Below are 16,996 nucleotides of genomic sequence, written 5' to 3' on the forward strand. Positions count from 1 at the left end.
CCGGGCGCGCGCCTAGCATCGACGCAATCCATGCCGCGCCGCGCGCGCGCTCTTTTCGAAAGGCATCCCCATGCGCACCCATGCCCAGGCCGTCGTGATCGGTGGCGGCCTTGTCGGCTGTTCGATCCTGTATTACCTCACGCGGGCGGGCTGGTCGGATGTGGTGCTGCTGGAACGCTCGGAACTGACCTCCGGCTCCACCTGGCACGCGGCGGCCAATATCCACGGGCTGCATGACAGCACCAATATCAGCCGGATGCAGCATTACACGATGCAGCTCTACCGCCAGCTCGAGGCCGAAACCGGGCAGGGTTGCGGCGTGTTCCAGCCCGGCTCCCTCTACCTTGCCCAAACGACGGAGCGCGTGCAGCAACTGCGCCTGCAGGAGGCCAAGGCGCGGCGCTATGGCATGGCCTTCCACGAGGTGTCCCGCGACGAGGCCGAGCGGCTTCATCCGCTGGTGGATTTCACCGGCATCCGCTGCATCATGTTCGAGCCCGATGGCGGCAATGTCGATCCCTCGGGCGTGACCATGGCCTATGCGGCGGGTGCCCGCGCGGGCGGGGCCGAGATCCACCGCAACACGCCGGTCATCGCCACCGAGCCGCAGCCCGACGGAAGCTGGATCGTGCGCACCGGGTCGGGCGAGATCCGCACGCCATGGGTGGTCAATGCCGCCGGTCTCTGGGCGCGCGAAGTGGCCGCGATGGCGGGCATCACGCTGCCGCTCATCCCGACCGAGCACCAGTATTTCGTGACCGAGACCATTCCCGAGATCGCCGCCATGGACCGCCGCCTGCCCTCGGTCGCCGACCGCGACGGCGAATATTACCTGCGCCAGGAGGGTCAGGGCCTGCTTGTCGGCGCCTATGAGCGCGACATGCGCTTCTGGGCCGAGGACGGCACGCCGCAGGGCTTTGGCCACGAACTTTTCCCCGACGACCTGGAGCGGATCGAGGAGAACATGCTGCGCGCCATCGACCGTGTCCCGGCGGTGGGGCGCGCGGGGATCAAGCGGGTGATCAACGGGCCGATGATCTGGTCGCCCGACGCGGCGGCGCTCTTTGGCCCGGTGCCGGAACTGCGGGGCTATTTCTGCTGCTGCGGCATCATTCCGGGGTTTTCGCAATCGGGCGGTCTGGGCAAGCTTTCCGCCGAATGGATGGTCGAGGGCGAGCCGTCGCTTGACATGTTCGCCTGGGATCTGGCGCGGTTCGGCGACTGGGCCGGGCGCGATTTCACCCGCGCGCGCGTGGCCGACCAATATGCGCACCGCTTCAAGATCCATTTCCCCGGCGAGGAGCGCGCCGCGGGCCGCCCAGTGCGCACCCGCCCAATCCATGCCATGCAGGCCGGGATGGGCGCGCGCTTCGGCCTCAACTTCGGCTGGGAGCATCCGCTCTATTTCGACGCCGCCATTCCCGACAGCGCCGGGTTCACCCGACAGCCCTGGTGGGAGGCCGTGGGCCGCGAGGCGCGCGGCTTGCGTGATCGTGCCGGGATCATCGACATCTCCAATTTTGCCAAATACCGCGTCACCGGGCCGGGGGCGGAGGACTGGCTCAACGCGCTCTTCGCCAACCGGATGCCGCGGGAGGTGGGCCGCGCCTGCCTCACGCCGCTCATCGGCAAGCGGGGCGGGATCGCGGGGGATTTCACCGTGACGCGGCTCGGGGAGGAAGAATTCTGGGTGCTCGGTGGCGGCGCGGCGGAACGCTATCACCGGCGCTTCTTCGCGCAGGTGCCGCTGCCCGAGGGCACCCGTTTCGAAAGCCTGACCGGGGCCGTCTGCGGGGTCAGTGTCGCGGGGCCACAATCGCGCGCCCTGCTGCAAGGCCTCACCGACGCGGACCTCTCCAACGCCGCCTTTCCGTTCTTCCGCTCGCAGCGCATGACCGTGGCGGGCGTCGAGGCCGTCGCGCTGCGCGTCAGCTTCACCGGCGATCTGGGTTGGGAACTGCACATCGCCGAGGCCGATCAGACACGGCTTTATTCGGCCCTGATCGAGGCGGGCAAAGCCATCGGCGCGGGCCCCGTGGGCAGCCGCGCGCTCATGTCGCTGCGGCTCGAGAAAGGGTATGGCAGTTGGGGGCGCGACTATTCGCCCGAATACTGGCCGCAGGAATGCGGGTTGGCGGGCCTCATCCGCCCCGACAAGCCCTTCCTCAACCACGAGAGCTGGCGCGCCATTTCCGATAACGCGCCGCGCGACCGCATGGTCCTGCTCGAGATCGACGCGACCGAGGCCGATGCCTCGGGCGGCGAGCCGATCTTTCTGCCGGGTGGCACGGCCGCGGGTCAGGTGAGTTCGGGCGGCTATGGCCACGCGGTCGGCAAATCCCTCGCTCTGGCCTATCTCAAGGCCGAACACGCCACCCCCGGCACCGCGCTTCACGTTTCGCTTCTGGGCCGCGCGGATGATGCGCGGGTGCTGGAGCATCCGCCGTTTGATCCCGAGGGGCTGCGTCTGCGCGGCTGACCCTTGAAGGTGCCGGTTCGCGGTGTTACGTCTCCATTATTCCGTTGGGGTGCCCCGCAAGGGGCTGAGAGGTGCCAAGCCAACCCATCGAACCTGATCCGGGTGATGCCGGCGTAGGGAACGGACCTCCGCCCCGATGGTGCCCGAAGGCCGTTCCGCGAACATGAGGAGGCGGGCATGGTGGCGTGCGCACTGACAATCGCGGGTTCTGACAGCGGCGGCGGCGCGGGCATTCAGGCCGACCTCAAGACGTTTTCCGCGCTTGGCGTCTATGGCGCAAGCGTGCTGACCGCCGTCACGGCACAGAATACCGTCGCGGTGACAGCGGTTCACGCGGTCCCGCCCGAGGTGGTGGCAGCACAGATCGCCACCGTTCTGGATGATATCCGCGTCGATGCCATCAAGATCGGGATGCTGGGCGATGCCGCGCTGATCGAGACGGTGGCGGAGGCCCTGGCCGGGTATCGCGGCCCGGTCGTGCTCGATCCGGTCATGATCGCCAAATCCGGCGCGCGGCTTTTGCCCGAGACGGCGCGCGCGGCGCTGATCGTGCATCTGCTGCCGCGCGCCGATCTGCTCACGCCCAACCTGCCCGAGGCGGCGGCGCTGTTGGGTCTGCCGGAGGCCGTGAGCGACGCCGGGATGCGGGACCAGGGCGCGCGGCTGCGCGATCTGGGGGCAAAGGCGGTTCTGATGAAGGGCGGTCACGCGGCGGGCGAGACCTGCACCGACTGGCTGATGGCCGTCGACCCCCACCGCCTTGACGCCCCCCGCATTGCCACGCGCAACACCCATGGCACCGGGTGCAGCTATTCCTCGGCCATCGCGGCGGGGCTGGCGCAGGGGCTTGGCCTGTCCGAGGCCGTCACCCGCGCCCATGGCTGGCTCCACGCCGCGATCCGCGCCGCTGACCGTCTCGATATCGGCCGCGGGCACGGGCCGGTGCATCATTTCCACGAGGTCTGGCCATGACCCGCGCCGTCACGATCCGTGGCGCGGGCGTCGTCGGGCTTTGCGTGGCCACCGAGTTGAGGGCGCGCGGCGTGGCCGTCACTCTGATCGACCCGGCCCCCTTGCCCGGTGAAGCGGCCTGTTCGTGGTGGGCGGGCGGGATGCTCGCGCCCTTCTGCGAAGGGTTCACCGCCGAGGAACCGGTGGTGCGGTTGGGGCAAGAGGCCGCCGACTGGTGGGACGCGCAGGGCGTGACGGTCACACGGCGCGGCTCGCTCGTGATCACGCTGGAGCGCGACCGGCGCGAGCTTGATGTGTTCGCCCGACGCACCAACGGGCACCGGCTGGTCAAGGCCGAGGAGCTCGCCGCGCTCGAGCCGGACCTGGCCGAGCGCCATGACCGCGCCCTGTTCTTCGAGGCTGAGGCGCATATCGACCCGCGCGCGGCGCTGCTCCATCTGCACCGCCGTTTGCAGGAGGGTGGCGCGCGCTTTGTGCAAGGCACGGACGCGCCCCAAGGGCCGGTGATCGACTGTCGCGGTCTGGCTGCGCAAGACAGCCTGCCCGACTTGCGCGGCGTCAAGGGTGAGATGGTGGTGTTGCGCACAACCGATGTGACGCTGCGCCGCCCCGTCCGCCTGCTGCACCCGCGCTTTCCGCTCTATATCGTGCCGCGCGGCGATGGCATTTACATGCTGGGCGCGACGCAGATCGAAAGCGAGGAACGCCACCGCGCCACGGCCCGTTCGGTGATGGAACTGCTCTCCGCCGCCTACGCGCTGCACCCCGCCTTCGCCGATGCGGAACTGCTGGAGATCGGCGTTGATGCCCGCCCCGCCTTTCCCGACAACCTGCCGCGCCTCACGGCCAAGGGCGACGTGCTCCATGCCAACGGCCTCTTTCGCCACGGCTTTCTTCTGGCGCCCGCGCTTGCGCGAATGGCCGCCGATGTGGTGACGGGCGGCGAAACAACCCCGGAGTTTGCCCATGAAGATCACGGTTAACGGCACCGCACAGGATACAGCCGCGCCGACCCTCGACGCGCTGCTGATCGAGCTGGGCCACGGCGGGGCCAAGGTGGCAACGGCGGTGAACGAGACTTTCGTGCCCGCCGCTCTCAGGCCGGAACAGAGATTGAATGAAGGGGATCGTGTGGAAATCGTCGCCCCTCGGCAAGGGGGTTGAGATGCCGATCTACTACGACACCGAAGTGACATCGCGCCTGATGCTGGGCACCGCGCAATATCCCTCGCCCGCGATCCTGGCGCAGGCCTTCCGCCGCTCGGGTGCGGGCATCGCCACGGTCTCCGTGCGCCGCGAAGCGGGGGGCGCACGCGCTGGACAGGCGTTCTGGGACATGATCCGCGCGCTTGGCGTTCATGTCCTGCCCAATACGGCGGGCTGCCATTCGGTGCGCGAGGCGGTGACCACGGCGCAGATGGCGCGCGAACTGTTTGACACCAACTGGATCAAGCTGGAGGTGATTGGCCATGCCGACACATTGCAGCCCGATCCCTTCGGGCTGGTGGAGGCTGCGCGCATCCTGACCGATGACGGATTTCAGGTGTTTCCCTATTGCACCGAGGATCTGGTGCTGTGCGAACGGCTGGTCGAGGCCGGGTGTCGGGTGCTGATGCCCTGGGGCGCGCCGATCGGCACCGGGCTGGGGCTCAACAATATCTACGGGCTGCGGTCCTTGCGCGCGCATTTCCCCGACCTGCCGCTGGTGATCGACGCCGGATTGGGCCTGCCCTCGCAGGCCGCGCACGCGATGGAACTGGGCTATGACGCGGTGCTGTTGAACACGGCGGTGGCCAAGGCGGGCGATCCGGCGGCGATGGCCGAGGGCTTCGCCCGCGCGGTCGAGGCCGGGCGGCTGGCCTATGAGGCCGACCCGATGGCCCCGCGCGACATGGCCGCGCCCTCCACCCCCGTGTTCGGAAAGGCGCTGCTATGAGCCTGCCCCGCTTCTACCCGATTTTCGAGCGCGCCGACTGGCTGCGCCGGATGCTGCCCTTGGGCGTGAAACTGGCGCAACTGCGCATCAAGGACATGGAAGGGGAGGCCCTGCGCACAGAGATCGCGGCGGCGCGCGACCTTGCCCGCACCCATGGCGCGGCGCTGGTGGTCAATGATCACTGGCAGGTGGCGATGGATCTGGGCTGCGACTGGGTGCATCTGGGGCAGGAGGATCTCGATACCGCCGATATTGCCGCGATCCGCCGCGCCGGGATCAGGCTGGGCCTCAGCACGCATGATCATGCCGAACTTGACCGCGCGCTGTCGCACGATCCCGATTACGTGGCGCTTGGCCCGGTCTACCCGACCATTCTGAAAAAGATGAAATGGCGTGAACAGGGGCTTGACCGGCTCGGCGAATGGAAGCGGCTGATCGGCGATATCCCCCTTGTCGCCATTGGCGGCATGTCGGTCGAGCGCGCGCAGGGTGCCTTTGACGCGGGCGCCGATGTAGTCTCGGCGGTCACGGATATCACGCTCAACCCCGATCCCGAAGCGCGGGTGCGGGACTGGATCGAGGTGACGGCATGACCCGCTACGCGCGTCAGATCGCCCTTCTCGGCACCGAAGGGCAGGATCGACTCGCGCAGGCGCATGTGCTGATCGTCGGCGCGGGAGGCCTCACCGCGCCGGTCCTGCCCTACCTTGTCGGCGCGGGCGTGGGGCGGATCACGCTGATGGATCGCGACCGGGTCAGCTTGAGCAACCTGCACCGGCAGACCCTCTTTCGCATGGAGGATATCGGGCAACCCAAGGTCGAGGTTGCGGCCCGGCATATGGCCGCGCTCAACCCCGATTGCGCGATTTCCGCCATGACAGAGCCGGTCACCCCGCTGAACGCCCCCGCGCGCGTCGCCGCCACCGATCTGGTACTCGACTGCGCCGACAGTTTCGCGGCAAGCTATGTGCTCTCGGATACCTGCCTTGCGCAAGGAATACCGCTCATCAGCGCCTCGGTCGTGGGGCTGTCGGGCTATGTCGGCGGGTTCTGCGGCGGGGCACCAAGCTTGCGCGCGGTCTTCCCCGACCTGCCCGAGAGATTGGGCAGTTGCGAGGCCGATGGCGTCTTGGGGCCGTCGGTGGGCATTCTCGGCGCGCTTCAGGCACAGATGGCGATGGCCGTTCTGGTGGGGCTGGCACCGTCGCCGCTGGGTCAACTCGTCACCTTCGACGCCGCGGGCCACCGTTTCGGCGGTTTCCGTTTTGAAGGCGCGCCGGAGCCGGGGGGCGGTTTTCGCTTCATCGCACCCGAAGAGGTCGCGCCGACCGACTGGCTGGCCGATCTGCGCGGGGTTGACGAGCCCGGCCCCGCCCTGCCCCGCGCCACGCGCCACGGCGTGCCGGATTTCGACACGCTCCACCCACAGGGCACGCGCGCCGTGCTCGCCTGCCGGTCCGGCCTTCGGTCATGGCAGGCGGCGGCGCGATTGCGCGCGCATTGGGACGGAGAGATTGCATTGATCGCCCTCGGCACCGACCAAAAGGAGACAACTGAATGAAATACCTTGCCTTTATCCTCGCCCTCTCGACCGGCCCGGCCATGGCACAGGACAAGATGACCCTGCTGCTCGACTGGTTCGTGAACCCCGATCATGGCCCCGTCATCCTTGCCGAGGAACTGGGCTACTTCAGGGAGGCCGGGCTTGAGGTGGAGGTGATCGCCCCAGCCGATCCCTCGGACCCGCCCAAGATGGTGGCCGCCGGGCGCGCGGATCTCGCGATCGCCTATCAACCGCAGCTTCATTTGCAGATCGAGGAGGGCCTGCCCCTGATCCGCGTCGGCACGCTCATCGCCACGCCGCTCAATTGCCTGCTCGTGCTCGAGGACGGCCCCATCAAATCCACCGCCGACCTGCGCGGGCGCAAGATCGGGTTCTCCGTGGCCGGTGTCGAGGAGGCGCTGCTTTCGGCCATCCTCGGGCAGCACGGCATCGCGCTCTCGGAGGTGGATCTGGTCAATGTCAACTGGTCGCTCTCACCCGCTCTCATGGCCGGACAGGTGGATGCAGTGATCGGGGCCTACCGCAATTTCGAACTCAATCAGATGGAGATCGAGGGCGTGCCGGGCCGCTGCTTTTTTGTCGAGGACGAGGGTGTGCCCGCTTATGACGAGCTGATTTACGTGGCCAACCCTGCGCGAATGGACACGGACGTGATCCGCCGCTTCCTGCACGCCACCGAACGCGCGACGCAATACATCATGAACTATCCCGAAAAAGCCTGGGAAATCTTTTCCGGCACCTCGAAGGAATTGCAGGACCGCCTGAACAGCATGGCCTGGGCCGATACATATCCGCGCTTTGCCACAAGGCCGGCCGCGCTCGACCATGGGCGCTATGCGCGCTTCGAGGCGTTCCTGCTCGACAGCGGCCTCATTGCCGAGCCAACGCCCGTTTCGGGCCTGGCGCTCGATGTGAACGCACAATGAGCGGCGATTACGGCGTGACCTTCCCTGCCCTGCGCGATGCGGCGGGGGCCGTCTGGCGGGACTATACCCATCACGCCTTTGTCGAGGGGCTGCGCGACGGTAGCCTGCCGCGCGCGGCCTTCCTTGGCTATCTGGTGCAGGATTACATCTTTCTGATCCACTTCTCGCGCGCCTGGGCGCTTGCCGTGACCAAGGCCGATACGGTCGAGGAGATGCGCGCCTGCGCCGCCACGGTGAATGCGCTGGTGAATGGCGAGATCGCGCTGCATGTCCGCACCTGCGCCAAAGCCGGTCTGTCGGAGGCGGACCTCTTCGCGGCAGAGGAGCACCCCGCCAACCTCGCCTATACGCGCTATGTGCTCGATGCGGGCCATTCGGGCGATTTCCTCGACCTGCTCGCCGCCCTTGCGCCCTGCGTCATGGGCTATGGCGAAATCGGCGCGCGGCTCTTGCCCGAGGCGGGCGCGGGCCATCCCTATGCCGACTGGATCACCACCTATGGCGCGGCAGACTACCAACAGGTGTGCCGCGACACGGGCGCGCTGCTTGATGGGGCCATGACCCGCCGCCTTGGCCCCGATCCGCGCGCCACCCCCGGATGGGCGCGGCTGGTCCATCGCTTCACCACCGCGACCCGGCTTGAAGTGGGGTTCTGGGAGATGGGGATGGGTGCGCGCCCTCTTGCCCCCGCAGACCCCGCCGCGTAGAACGCGCTCCGAGCCAATGAACGGAGCCGCGCCATGCTGGACCTCACCTATGACGCCCCCAAACCCAAGGTAATCGCCGGGGCGACGCATGATTGGGAACTGGTGATCGGGATGGAGGTGCATGCGCAGGTGGCCTCGAATGCCAAGCTCTTTTCCGGGGCCTCGACACGATTCGGGGCCGAACCCAATTCCAACGTCGCCTTCGTCGATGCCGCCATGCCGGGGATGCTGCCGGTCATCAACGATTTCTGCGTCGAGCAGGCGGTGCGCACCGGTCTTGGCCTCAACGCACAGATCAATCTCTGGTCGGCGTTCGACCGCAAGAACTATTTCTATCCCGACCTGCCGCAGGGCTACCAGATCAGCCAGCTTTATCACCCGCTGGTGGGCGAGGGGGAAATCCTTGTGGACATGGCCCCCGGCGTGGCCCGCCTTGTGCGCATCGAACGCATCCACATGGAGCAGGACGCCGGCAAGAGCATTCATGACATGGACCCGGCGATGTCCTTCGTGGACCTGAACCGCACCGGCGTCTGCCTGATGGAAATCGTCAGCCGCCCCGACATTCGCGGCCCTGAAGAGGCCGCCGCCTATATCGCCAAGCTGCGCCAGATCCTGCGCTATCTTGGCACCTGCGACGGTAACATGCAGAACGGCAACCTGCGCGCCGATGTGAACGTCTCGATCTGCCGTCCGGGGCAGTATGAGAAATACATGGAGACGCAGGATTTCGCGCATCTCGGCACCCGCTGCGAGATCAAGAACATGAACTCCATGCGCTTTATCCAGGCAGCCATCGACTATGAGGCCCGCCGCCAGATTGCCATTGTCGAGGGGGGCGGCGCGGTGGTGCAGGAAACCCGCCTTTACGATCCCGACAAGGGCGAAACCCGCTCCATGCGCTCCAAGGAGGAGGCGCATGATTACCGCTATTTCCCCGATCCCGACCTTTTGCCGCTCGAGATCGAGCAGGCATGGGTGGACAGCATCAAGGCCGGCCTGCCGGAACTGCCCGACGCCAAGAAGGCGCGCTTCGTGCTGGAATTCGGCCTCTCGGAATATGACGCCTCGGTGCTGACCGCAGAGGTCGCGAATGCCGATTATTTCGAGGCGGTGGCGGCGGATGCGGGCGATGGCAAGCTGGCCGCGAACTGGGTCATCAACGAGCTTTTCGGGCGGTTGAAGAAAGAGGATCACAGCATCGAAGAAAGCCCGGTCAGCCCGGCGCAACTCGGGGCCATCGTGCGGCTCATCAAGTCCGACGCCATTTCCGGCAAGATCGCCAAGGACCTCTTCGAGATCGTCTATACGGAAGGGGGCGATCCCGAGCAGATCGTCGAAGAGCGCGGCATGAAACAGGTCACCGACACCGGCGCCATCGAGCGGGCAGTGGACGAGATCATCGCCGCCAACCCCGCGCAAGTGGAAAAGGCGCAAGCCAATCCCAAGCTTGCGGGCTGGTTCGTGGGGCAAGTGATGAAGGCCACCGGCGGCCGCGCCAATCCCAAGGCCGTCAACGATATCGTGGCGGCGAGGCTCGGTCTCTGAGCGGTCGCTTCTGTCGCGCAGGCGGCGCATGGGGGCTGTCACGGCGGGGGGCAGCGGTTAAAAAGGGGCTGTCCTCTTTCGTAACGGAGCCGCCATGCCCCGCCAGACCCGCCTTATCCTCTGCCCCGTCAACCTGCGCCATGTGAAAATCGAGCATCTCGCCTATACCGAGGCCGTCGAGATGGCGCAGAGGCGCGGCGCGAAACTCATCGTCGCCACTGTCGCGCCAGAGATGGAGCGCAATCTCAACATCCGCGATTCCGCGGCTTATTGGTCCGGGGAATTGAGCAAGTTCGTTGCCGCCAACCCCGCCGAGGGGGTCGAGGTCGAACAGATCGTCCGCAAGGGCGCGGTGCATCGCCAGATCGTCAAGCTCGCACACGAGCGCAAGGTGGACCTGATCGTGATGGAGGCCGCCAACCCCAAGGTGCAGGATTACCTGCTTGGCACCACGGCGAGCCACGTCGTCACCCACGCGGAATGTTCGGTCTACGTGGTGCGGGGGTCAGGCGGGTAGCCTGCCCTCGAGAACGTAGCGCAGGATCGCCACCACCTCTTCGGGCGTGCGCGCCACGGCAAGCGCGGCTGCATCCACTTCCTTGAGGGCGTGGTCATGCTCGGGCGGTTGCAGGATGATCAGCGACTTGCCAAGTGCTGCGGCATAGCCCGCATCAAAGGCGGCATTCCACTGCTTGTATTTGTCACCAAAGCGGACCACCACGATATCGGCGTCGGAAATCCCCTTGCGGGTGCGGATCGCGTTGAGCATCGCGCCCTTGTGGTCGTGCCAATACTTGTCCGGCTCCGCGCCCAGGATCGCCACCCCGCAATCATCGCTGGCCGCGTGATCGGTCACGGGACCAAAGAAGGTCACGTCGAGCCCCGCCGCCCCCTCGGTGATCCGCTCGCGCCAGTCGGTGTGAATCTCGCCCGAAAGATAAACGTTGAGCATGGATGCCTCCTGATCCCTAGCCGCGCAGCGTGCCGCCGGTGGCCTTGGTGACTTTCTCGATGATCTTCGCGGACACCGCCTCGATATCGGCTTCGGTGAGTGTCTTGTCGCGCGGCTGGAGCCGCACCGTCACAGCCAGCGATTTCTTGCCCGCACCAAGGTTGCCGCCGATGAACTGGTCAAAGACGCGCACCTCTTCGATGAGCGTCTTGTCGGCCCCGGCCGCGGCGTTGACAAGGCTGAGCGCCTCTGTGCCCGCATCGACGACAACGGCGAAATCGCGCTCGACCGCTTGCAGGTCGCTGATGTCGAGCGCGCCGCGCGTGGCGCCTGCCTTGCGCGGCAAGGGCACTTCCTCTGGATAAAGCGTGAAGGCCACGGCAGGCCCTTTCACGTCGAGCGCGGCAAGGACGCGCGGATGCACCTCGCCGAAAATACCCAACACCTTTTTCGGCCCCAGACAGATCCGCCCGTGCCGCCCCGGATGGAACCAGCCCGGCCCGTCGCGCAGGATCTGCACCTTCGAGGGCGCACCGATGGCACCCAGCACCGCCTCGGCATCGGCCTTGGCGTCGAAGAGATCGACCGCGCGCGTGCTGCCATGGGCCTCTCGCGGGCCGGTCCGCCCGATGAGCAGGCCCGCAACCTGCATGTGTTGCTCACCCGGCTCGCCGCCGTGAAAGGCGTGGCCCACCTCGAAGAGCGCCAGATCCATGATCCCGCGCGCCTGGTTGCGCGCAGCCGCGCGCAACAGGCCCGGCAGAAGATCGGGGCGCATGTGGCTCAGGTCGCTGCTGATCGGGTTGGCCAGCATGGTGGCGTCATCGCCGCCGCCGAAAAGCGTGGCGGCCGCGTGGTCGATGAAGCTGTAGGTGACGCATTCGTTGTAGCCAAGGCTCGCCATGGTGCGGCGCGCGATCTGCTCGCGCTTTTGCGCGGGGCTGAGAATGGGCTTGGGCACACCCGGCAAGGCGCGCGCCATCGGGCGGCCCATGAGCCTCGTGAGCGAGGCAATGCGCGCCACCTCTTCAACCAGATCGGCCTCGCCCAGAATATCGGGTCGCCAGCTTGGCACATGCGCCATGTTGCCTTCGAGCCGGAAACCGAGCGCGGTCAGCGTCTGGCGCTGCTCGCTTTCGGGAATGTCCATACCCACCAGCGACTGCACCCGCGCCGGATCGAGCCGGTAGGCGCGCGCCACGTCCGGCACGCGGCCTGCCACGACGCGGTTGGACGGCTCGCCACCGCAGAGATCGAGGATCATTTGCGTCGCCAGGTCGAGCGCCTCCATGTTGAAGGCCGGGTCGATCCCGCGCTCGTTGCGATAGCGCGCATCCGAATTGATCCGCAGCGCGCGCCCCGTCGTGGCAATCTGCACCCGGTCCCAGACGGCGGCCTCCAGAAACACGTTGACGGTCTCATGGGTGCAGCCGGTGGCCAGCCCCCCCATGATGCCGCCGATGCTCTCGATGCCATTGTCATCGGAAATCACCACCTGGCCGGGGCCGAAGGTGTAGTCTTTCTCATCCAGACCGGTCAGCACCTCGCCGCCCGCCGTGCGATGCACCCGCAGGTTCCCAGTCACCTTGTCGGCGTCAAAGACATGCAGCGGGCGGTTGCGGTCATAGGTGAAGAAATTGGTGATATCGACCAGCGCCGATATGGGCCGCAGCCCGATGGCGCGCAGGCGCGTTTGCAGCCACTCGGGCGAGGGGCCGTTCTGCACGCCCCGGATGAGCCGTCCGGCAAAGACCTCACAACCGCCGGTCGCCGCATCCTCGTCGATGCTCACGGTGATCGGGCAGGTGAATTGCCCCTCCATGTGCGCGGGGCTTTCGGGGCGCAGCGTCCCCAGGCCACGCGCGGCAAGGTCACGCGCAATGCCGCGCACGCCAAGCGCGTCGGGCCGGTTCGGCGTGATCGCGATCTCGATCACCGGATCCACCCTGGAGGGATGATGCACCGCCAGCCAGTCGGTAAACCGTTCGCCCACCTCGCCCGAGGGCAGTTCGATGATGCCGTCATGCTCTTCGCTGAGTTCCATCTCGCGCTCCGAGCACATCATGCCCGCGCTCTCGATGCCGCGTATCTTGCCAACGCCGATGGTGGTGTCGATGCCGGGCACATAAACGCCCGGCTTTGCGATCACCACGGTGATGCCCTCCCGCGCATTGGGCGCGCCGCAGACGATCTGCACCTCGCCCTCATCGGTGGCCACCCGGCAGACGCGTAGCCGGTCGGCATCGGGGTGTTGCTCGGCGCTGAGCACCTTGCCGATGGTAAACGCCGCAAGCCGCGCCGCCGGATCGGCAACGCCTTCGACCTCGAGGCCCAGATCGGTCAGCGCCTCGGCGATCTCATCGACCGTGGCCTTCGTGTCGAGATGGTCTTTCAGCCAGGAGAGGGTGAATTTCATGGGGTGTTTTCCGCCTGCAAGCCCGCGTTTCCCTGCGCTTTAGCGGATATGGGCGCAAGGGAAAACCCCGCTTCGCGGCGGGGCTTTCATCGCAGTCATATCGCCCGGTTTGTCAGCCCTTCCAGCGGCCCGAGAAATCGAACGCGGCATCATAGCCAAAAAGCGCCACGGCCCCGCCGGTATGCAGGAACACCACCCGCTCGCCCTTCTTGAAATGGCCCTTGCGGATCAGGTCGATGAACCCCGCCGCCCCCTTGGCCGAATAGACCGGATCGAGCAGGATCGCCTCCAACTCGGCGAACATCCTGATCGCCTCCAGGCCGCTTTGGGTGGGGATGCCGTAACCCTCGCCCACGTAATCGGTATTGGCGACCACATCCTCGCGCGCCACCACGCCCGCACAGCCCAGCTTTTCGGCGGTCGCACAGGCGAGGTTGTAGACGTTTTCCTCCTGCTTGACCTTCGGCGCGCGCACGCCGATGCCCAGAAGCGGGATCTGCGCATTCATCGCCTTCAGGCCCGTGATGAGGCCCGCCTGCGTGCCGGCACTTCCGGTGGCGTGGACGATGTGATCCACCTTGAGGCCCCGGTCGTTGAACTGGCCCAGCATCTCGAAGGCGCAATTGACATAACCGAGCGCGCCCGTGGGGTTCGAGCCGCCACCGGGGATGGTGTAAACCTTGCGGCCCTCGGCGCGGAAACGCTCGGCCACCTGCTCCATCTCGGCGTTCATGTCACCGCCGCCGGGGCGCTTTTCGGTCGTGGCCCCGTGCAGATGATCGAGCAGCACGTTGCCGTTATTGTTGTAATTCGCGTTGTTCGAGCCGGTCCGGTCCTCGAGCAGGATATGGCAGTCCATCCCCAGCTTGGCGGCGAAGGCCGCAGTCTGGCGGGCATGGTTCGACTGCGTGGCGCCTTGGGTCATCACCATGTCGGCGCCCTCTGCCTCGGCCTCGGCCATCAGGAATTCGAGCTTGCGGGTCTTGTTGCCGCCGGTGCTGAGCCCGGTGCAATCATCGCGCTTGATCCAGATTTCGGGGCCACCAAGCTCCTTGGTCAGCCGGTCGAGCCGTTCCAGCGGGGTCGGCAGATGGGCAAGAAAAGTGCGGGGGAAGCGGGCGAGATGCATGGGGGTCACTCCGAAAATATGCGATTTCAGCACGCTAAGGCGCGACAAACGCCCTGTCCAATGCTAATCTGGCTGAAAATAATGCAAGGTCTGCATGATGCGCCTTGAATGGCTCGACGATATCCTTGCCGTGGCCGATGCCGGATCGTTGGCGCGTGCCGCCACCCTGCGTCATGTCAGCCAATCGGCCTTTACCCGGCGGCTGCGGGCGATCGAGGCAGCACTCGGGCAGCCGCTCTTCGAGCGGCGGCGCAAGCCGCTCACGCTCTTGCCCGAGGTGACACAGCACCTGCCCGCCATGCGCAGCCTTGCCGCGCAGTTGCGGCAATTGCGCGAGGGGCTGGTGCAAAGCGGCGGTGCGCGCGGCCTGACGCTGGCCTGTCAGCACGCGATCACCACCACCCATTCGCCCGCCATCGTCGCGGTGCTGACACAGGGCCAGAGCCGCCCGGTGCGGGTGCGCTCGGAAAACCGCGAGGAATGCCTCCTGCGCCTGCTCGCGCGCGAGGCCGATCTGGCGGTGGTCTATGACGTGCCCGAGGTCGCGCCGCTGGCCATGGGGGCTGCGTTCGAGCGCGCCCCACTTGGCCTCGAGCGGCTCTTGCCGGTGGCCGCGCCCGCGCTCATGACCGCAGATGACATGCCCTATGTCGGCTATCCCGGCGACGTCTTCCTGGGCCAGGTGATGGATCGCGCACTCCTGCCCCGGATTGCCCCGGGGCTGCGGTTGCGGCGCTGTGCCGAGACCGCGCTCACACTGGCCGCGCATGAATATGCGCGGCGGGGCATCGGCCTTGCCTGGCTGCCCGAGGCAATGGCGCAGCCCGATCTGGACGCGGGCCGTCTGATCAGCCTTGCCCCCCGCCTTCCCGCGCTCGACATGGCGCTCTGGATGCTGCGTCTGGCCGGTCAGGGCGCGGGCTGGGAAGAGGACTGGCAGCGCCTTGCCGGCCTGGGTGGCCTTGCGCGCGCCGCGCCGCTTTGATTTAACCGCGCCATTGCCCTGCCCGGAGGCCGCGCCATGGTCGATATCGCCACCCGCGTCTACAATCACCGCTGGAAGATGGATCCGATCGTGCGGTCGCTGATCGACACGGATTTCTACAAACTGCTGATGTGCCAGTCGGTGTTGCGCAACCGGCCCGACACGCAGGTGACGTTTTCACTGATCAACCGGAGCACGGCGGTGCGGCTGGCCGATCTCGTGGACGAGGGCGAGTTGCGCGAGCAGCTTGACCATATCCGCACGCTGTCGCTGTCGCGCGGCGAGAGCACCTGGATGCGCGGCAACACCTTCTACGGCAAGCGGCAGATGTTCACGCCCGAATTCATGGACTGGTTCGAGGGCTTGCGCCTGCCGCCCTATCATCTCGAGCGGCGCGACGGGCAATACGAGCTGACCTTCGAGGGCTCCTGGCCCGAGGTGATGCTCTGGGAGATCCCCGCGCTCGCCGTGCTGATGGAATTGCGCGCGCGCGCCGTGCTGGGGGGCATGAAGAAATTCGAGCTTCAGGTGCTCTATGCGCGCGCCATGACCAAGCTTTGGGAAAAGGTCGAGCGGCTGCGCCCTCTCGAGGGCCTGCGCATTGCCGATTTCGGCACAAGGCGGCGGCATTCCTTTCTCTGGCAGGACTGGTGCGTGCAAGCCATGCGCGAGGGTCTGGGCGAGCGCTTTGTGGGCACCTCCAATTGTCTTATCGCCAAGAACCGCGATCTCGAGGCGATCGGCACCAACGCCCATGAGTTGCCGATGGTCTACGCCGCACTGGCCGAGACCGATGAGGATCTCGCGCAGGCACCCTACCGTGTGCTCGCCGACTGGCACGAGGAACATGATGGCAATCTGCGCATCATCCTGCCCGACACCTACGGCACCGAAGGGTTTCTCGAGCGTGCGCCCGACTGGCTTGCCGGGTGGACCGGGATTCGCATCGATTCGGGCGCGCCCGAGGCCGGGGCTGAAACCGCGATCCGCTGGTGGCAGGCGCGCGGCGAGGACCCGCGCGAGAAGATGGTGATCTTTTCCGACGGGCTCGACGTGGCGCGCATCGCAGAGTTGCATGCACGCTTTTCGGGGCGGGTGCGCACCTCGTTTGGCTGGGGCACGCTGCTCACCAACGATTTTCGCGGGCTGACAACGGGCGATGTGCTCGCGCCCTTCTCGCTGGTCTGCAAGGCGGTTTCGGCCAACGGGCGGCCCACGGTCAAGCTCTCGGACAATCCACGCAAGGCGATGGGCCCGGCCGATGAAATCGCCCGTTATCGTCGCGTCTTCGGCGTGGGGGCACAGCCCGAGATCGACGTGGTGGTCTGACACAGACCTTGCAGGAAGAAACCCGGGCGCGCCCAATGCACGGTGACTTGCGG

16 protein-coding genes and 1 riboswitch are annotated in these 16,996 nt (G+C 66.7%); of the genes, 13 read left to right on the forward strand and 3 right to left on the reverse strand.

Annotated elements, in window-relative coordinates; genetic code table 11:
- The first annotated feature begins 70 nt into the window (after positions 1–70).
- The 11 genes from ABIE57_RS04750 (at position 71) to ABIE57_RS04800 (ending at position 10,649) form a co-directional block, all read left to right on the forward strand.
- A complete protein-coding gene (locus ABIE57_RS04750) occupies positions 71–2,479 on the forward strand; it encodes a GcvT family protein (protein WP_354537863.1) in 2,409 nt (802 codons plus the stop codon).
- A 35-nt stretch (positions 2,480–2,514) separates the two neighbouring features.
- Positions 2,515–2,616, forward strand: a riboswitch (TPP riboswitch).
- A gap of 40 nt (positions 2,617–2,656) precedes the next feature.
- Positions 2,657–3,451, forward strand: a complete 795-nt coding sequence (gene thiD, locus ABIE57_RS04755) for a bifunctional hydroxymethylpyrimidine kinase/phosphomethylpyrimidine kinase (RefSeq protein ID WP_354537864.1) — start codon at positions 2,657–2,659, stop codon at positions 3,449–3,451.
- A complete protein-coding gene (locus tag ABIE57_RS04760) occupies positions 3,448–4,434 on the forward strand; it encodes an FAD-dependent oxidoreductase (RefSeq protein ID WP_354537865.1) in 987 nt (328 codons plus the stop codon). Before thiD ends, ABIE57_RS04760 begins: the two co-directional genes overlap by 4 nt.
- Positions 4,418–4,615, forward strand: coding sequence for a sulfur carrier protein ThiS (thiS, locus tag ABIE57_RS04765; protein WP_354537866.1), 198 nt, complete (start codon positions 4,418–4,420; stop codon positions 4,613–4,615). The genes ABIE57_RS04760 and thiS overlap by 17 nt, the downstream gene beginning before the upstream one ends.
- 1 nt (position 4,616) lies before the next feature.
- The gene (locus ABIE57_RS04770) at positions 4,617–5,387 is read left to right on the forward strand and encodes a thiazole synthase (RefSeq protein ID WP_354537867.1); all 771 of its coding nucleotides are present in this window, start codon (positions 4,617–4,619) and stop codon (positions 5,385–5,387) included.
- Positions 5,384–5,980 carry a thiamine phosphate synthase gene (locus ABIE57_RS04775; RefSeq protein WP_354537868.1) on the forward strand — a complete coding sequence of 199 codons (597 nt, stop codon included), beginning with the start codon at positions 5,384–5,386 and terminating at the stop codon, positions 5,978–5,980. The genes ABIE57_RS04770 and ABIE57_RS04775 overlap by 4 nt, the downstream gene beginning before the upstream one ends.
- Complete coding sequence (locus tag ABIE57_RS04780; RefSeq protein ID WP_354537869.1) at positions 5,977–6,948, forward strand: ThiF family adenylyltransferase; 972 nt, start codon at positions 5,977–5,979, stop codon at positions 6,946–6,948. The genes ABIE57_RS04775 and ABIE57_RS04780 overlap by 4 nt, the downstream gene beginning before the upstream one ends.
- Complete coding sequence (locus tag ABIE57_RS04785) at positions 6,945–7,877, forward strand: ABC transporter substrate-binding protein (RefSeq protein ID WP_354537870.1); 933 nt, start codon at positions 6,945–6,947, stop codon at positions 7,875–7,877. The genes ABIE57_RS04780 and ABIE57_RS04785 overlap by 4 nt, the downstream gene beginning before the upstream one ends.
- On the forward strand, positions 7,874–8,584 hold the full coding sequence (tenA, locus tag ABIE57_RS04790) for a thiaminase II (RefSeq protein WP_354537871.1): 711 nt from the start codon (positions 7,874–7,876) through the stop codon (positions 8,582–8,584). The genes ABIE57_RS04785 and tenA overlap by 4 nt, the downstream gene beginning before the upstream one ends.
- Before the next feature lie 33 nt (positions 8,585–8,617).
- Positions 8,618–10,132, forward strand: coding sequence for an Asp-tRNA(Asn)/Glu-tRNA(Gln) amidotransferase subunit GatB (gene gatB, locus ABIE57_RS04795; RefSeq protein WP_354537872.1), 1,515 nt, complete (start codon positions 8,618–8,620; stop codon positions 10,130–10,132).
- A gap of 94 nt (positions 10,133–10,226) precedes the next feature.
- Positions 10,227–10,649, forward strand: a complete 423-nt coding sequence (locus tag ABIE57_RS04800; RefSeq protein WP_354537873.1) for a universal stress protein — start codon at positions 10,227–10,229, stop codon at positions 10,647–10,649.
- Here the strand turns inward: ABIE57_RS04800 and ABIE57_RS04805 are convergent.
- The 3 genes from ABIE57_RS04805 to cuyA all read right to left on the reverse strand — a co-directional run bounded on the left by ABIE57_RS04805 (position 10,638) and on the right by cuyA (position 14,629).
- Entirely contained in the window at positions 10,638–11,084 is a 447-nt protein-coding gene (locus tag ABIE57_RS04805) for a YtoQ family protein (RefSeq protein ID WP_354537874.1), read from the reverse strand. The genes ABIE57_RS04800 and ABIE57_RS04805 overlap by 12 nt on opposite strands.
- Before the next feature lie 16 nt (positions 11,085–11,100).
- Positions 11,101–13,500 carry a phenylalanine--tRNA ligase subunit beta gene (gene pheT / locus ABIE57_RS04810; RefSeq protein WP_354537875.1) on the reverse strand — a complete coding sequence of 800 codons (2,400 nt, stop codon included), beginning with the start codon at positions 13,498–13,500 and terminating at the stop codon, positions 11,101–11,103.
- Positions 13,501–13,612: 112 nt separating this feature from the next.
- Positions 13,613–14,629 (reverse strand): D-cysteate sulfo-lyase, encoded by a 1,017-nt coding sequence (gene cuyA, locus ABIE57_RS04815; protein ID WP_354537876.1) that lies wholly within the window; start codon positions 14,627–14,629, stop codon positions 13,613–13,615.
- A 94-nt stretch (positions 14,630–14,723) separates the two neighbouring features.
- On the opposite strand from cuyA, the gene ABIE57_RS04820 reads away from it, so the two are divergent.
- Together ABIE57_RS04820 and pncB are read left to right on the forward strand one after the other, a co-directional pair.
- On the forward strand, positions 14,724–15,614 hold the full coding sequence (locus ABIE57_RS04820) for a LysR family transcriptional regulator (RefSeq protein ID WP_354537877.1): 891 nt from the start codon (positions 14,724–14,726) through the stop codon (positions 15,612–15,614).
- 36 nt (positions 15,615–15,650) lie between these two features.
- A complete protein-coding gene (gene pncB / locus ABIE57_RS04825) occupies positions 15,651–16,943 on the forward strand; it encodes a nicotinate phosphoribosyltransferase (protein ID WP_354537878.1) in 1,293 nt (430 codons plus the stop codon).
- Positions 16,944–16,996 lie beyond the last annotated feature (53 nt).

Source organism: Roseovarius sp. MBR-6, from assembly GCF_040547525.1.
In the GTDB taxonomy this organism is placed as follows: Bacteria; Pseudomonadota; Alphaproteobacteria; order Rhodobacterales; family Rhodobacteraceae; genus Roseovarius.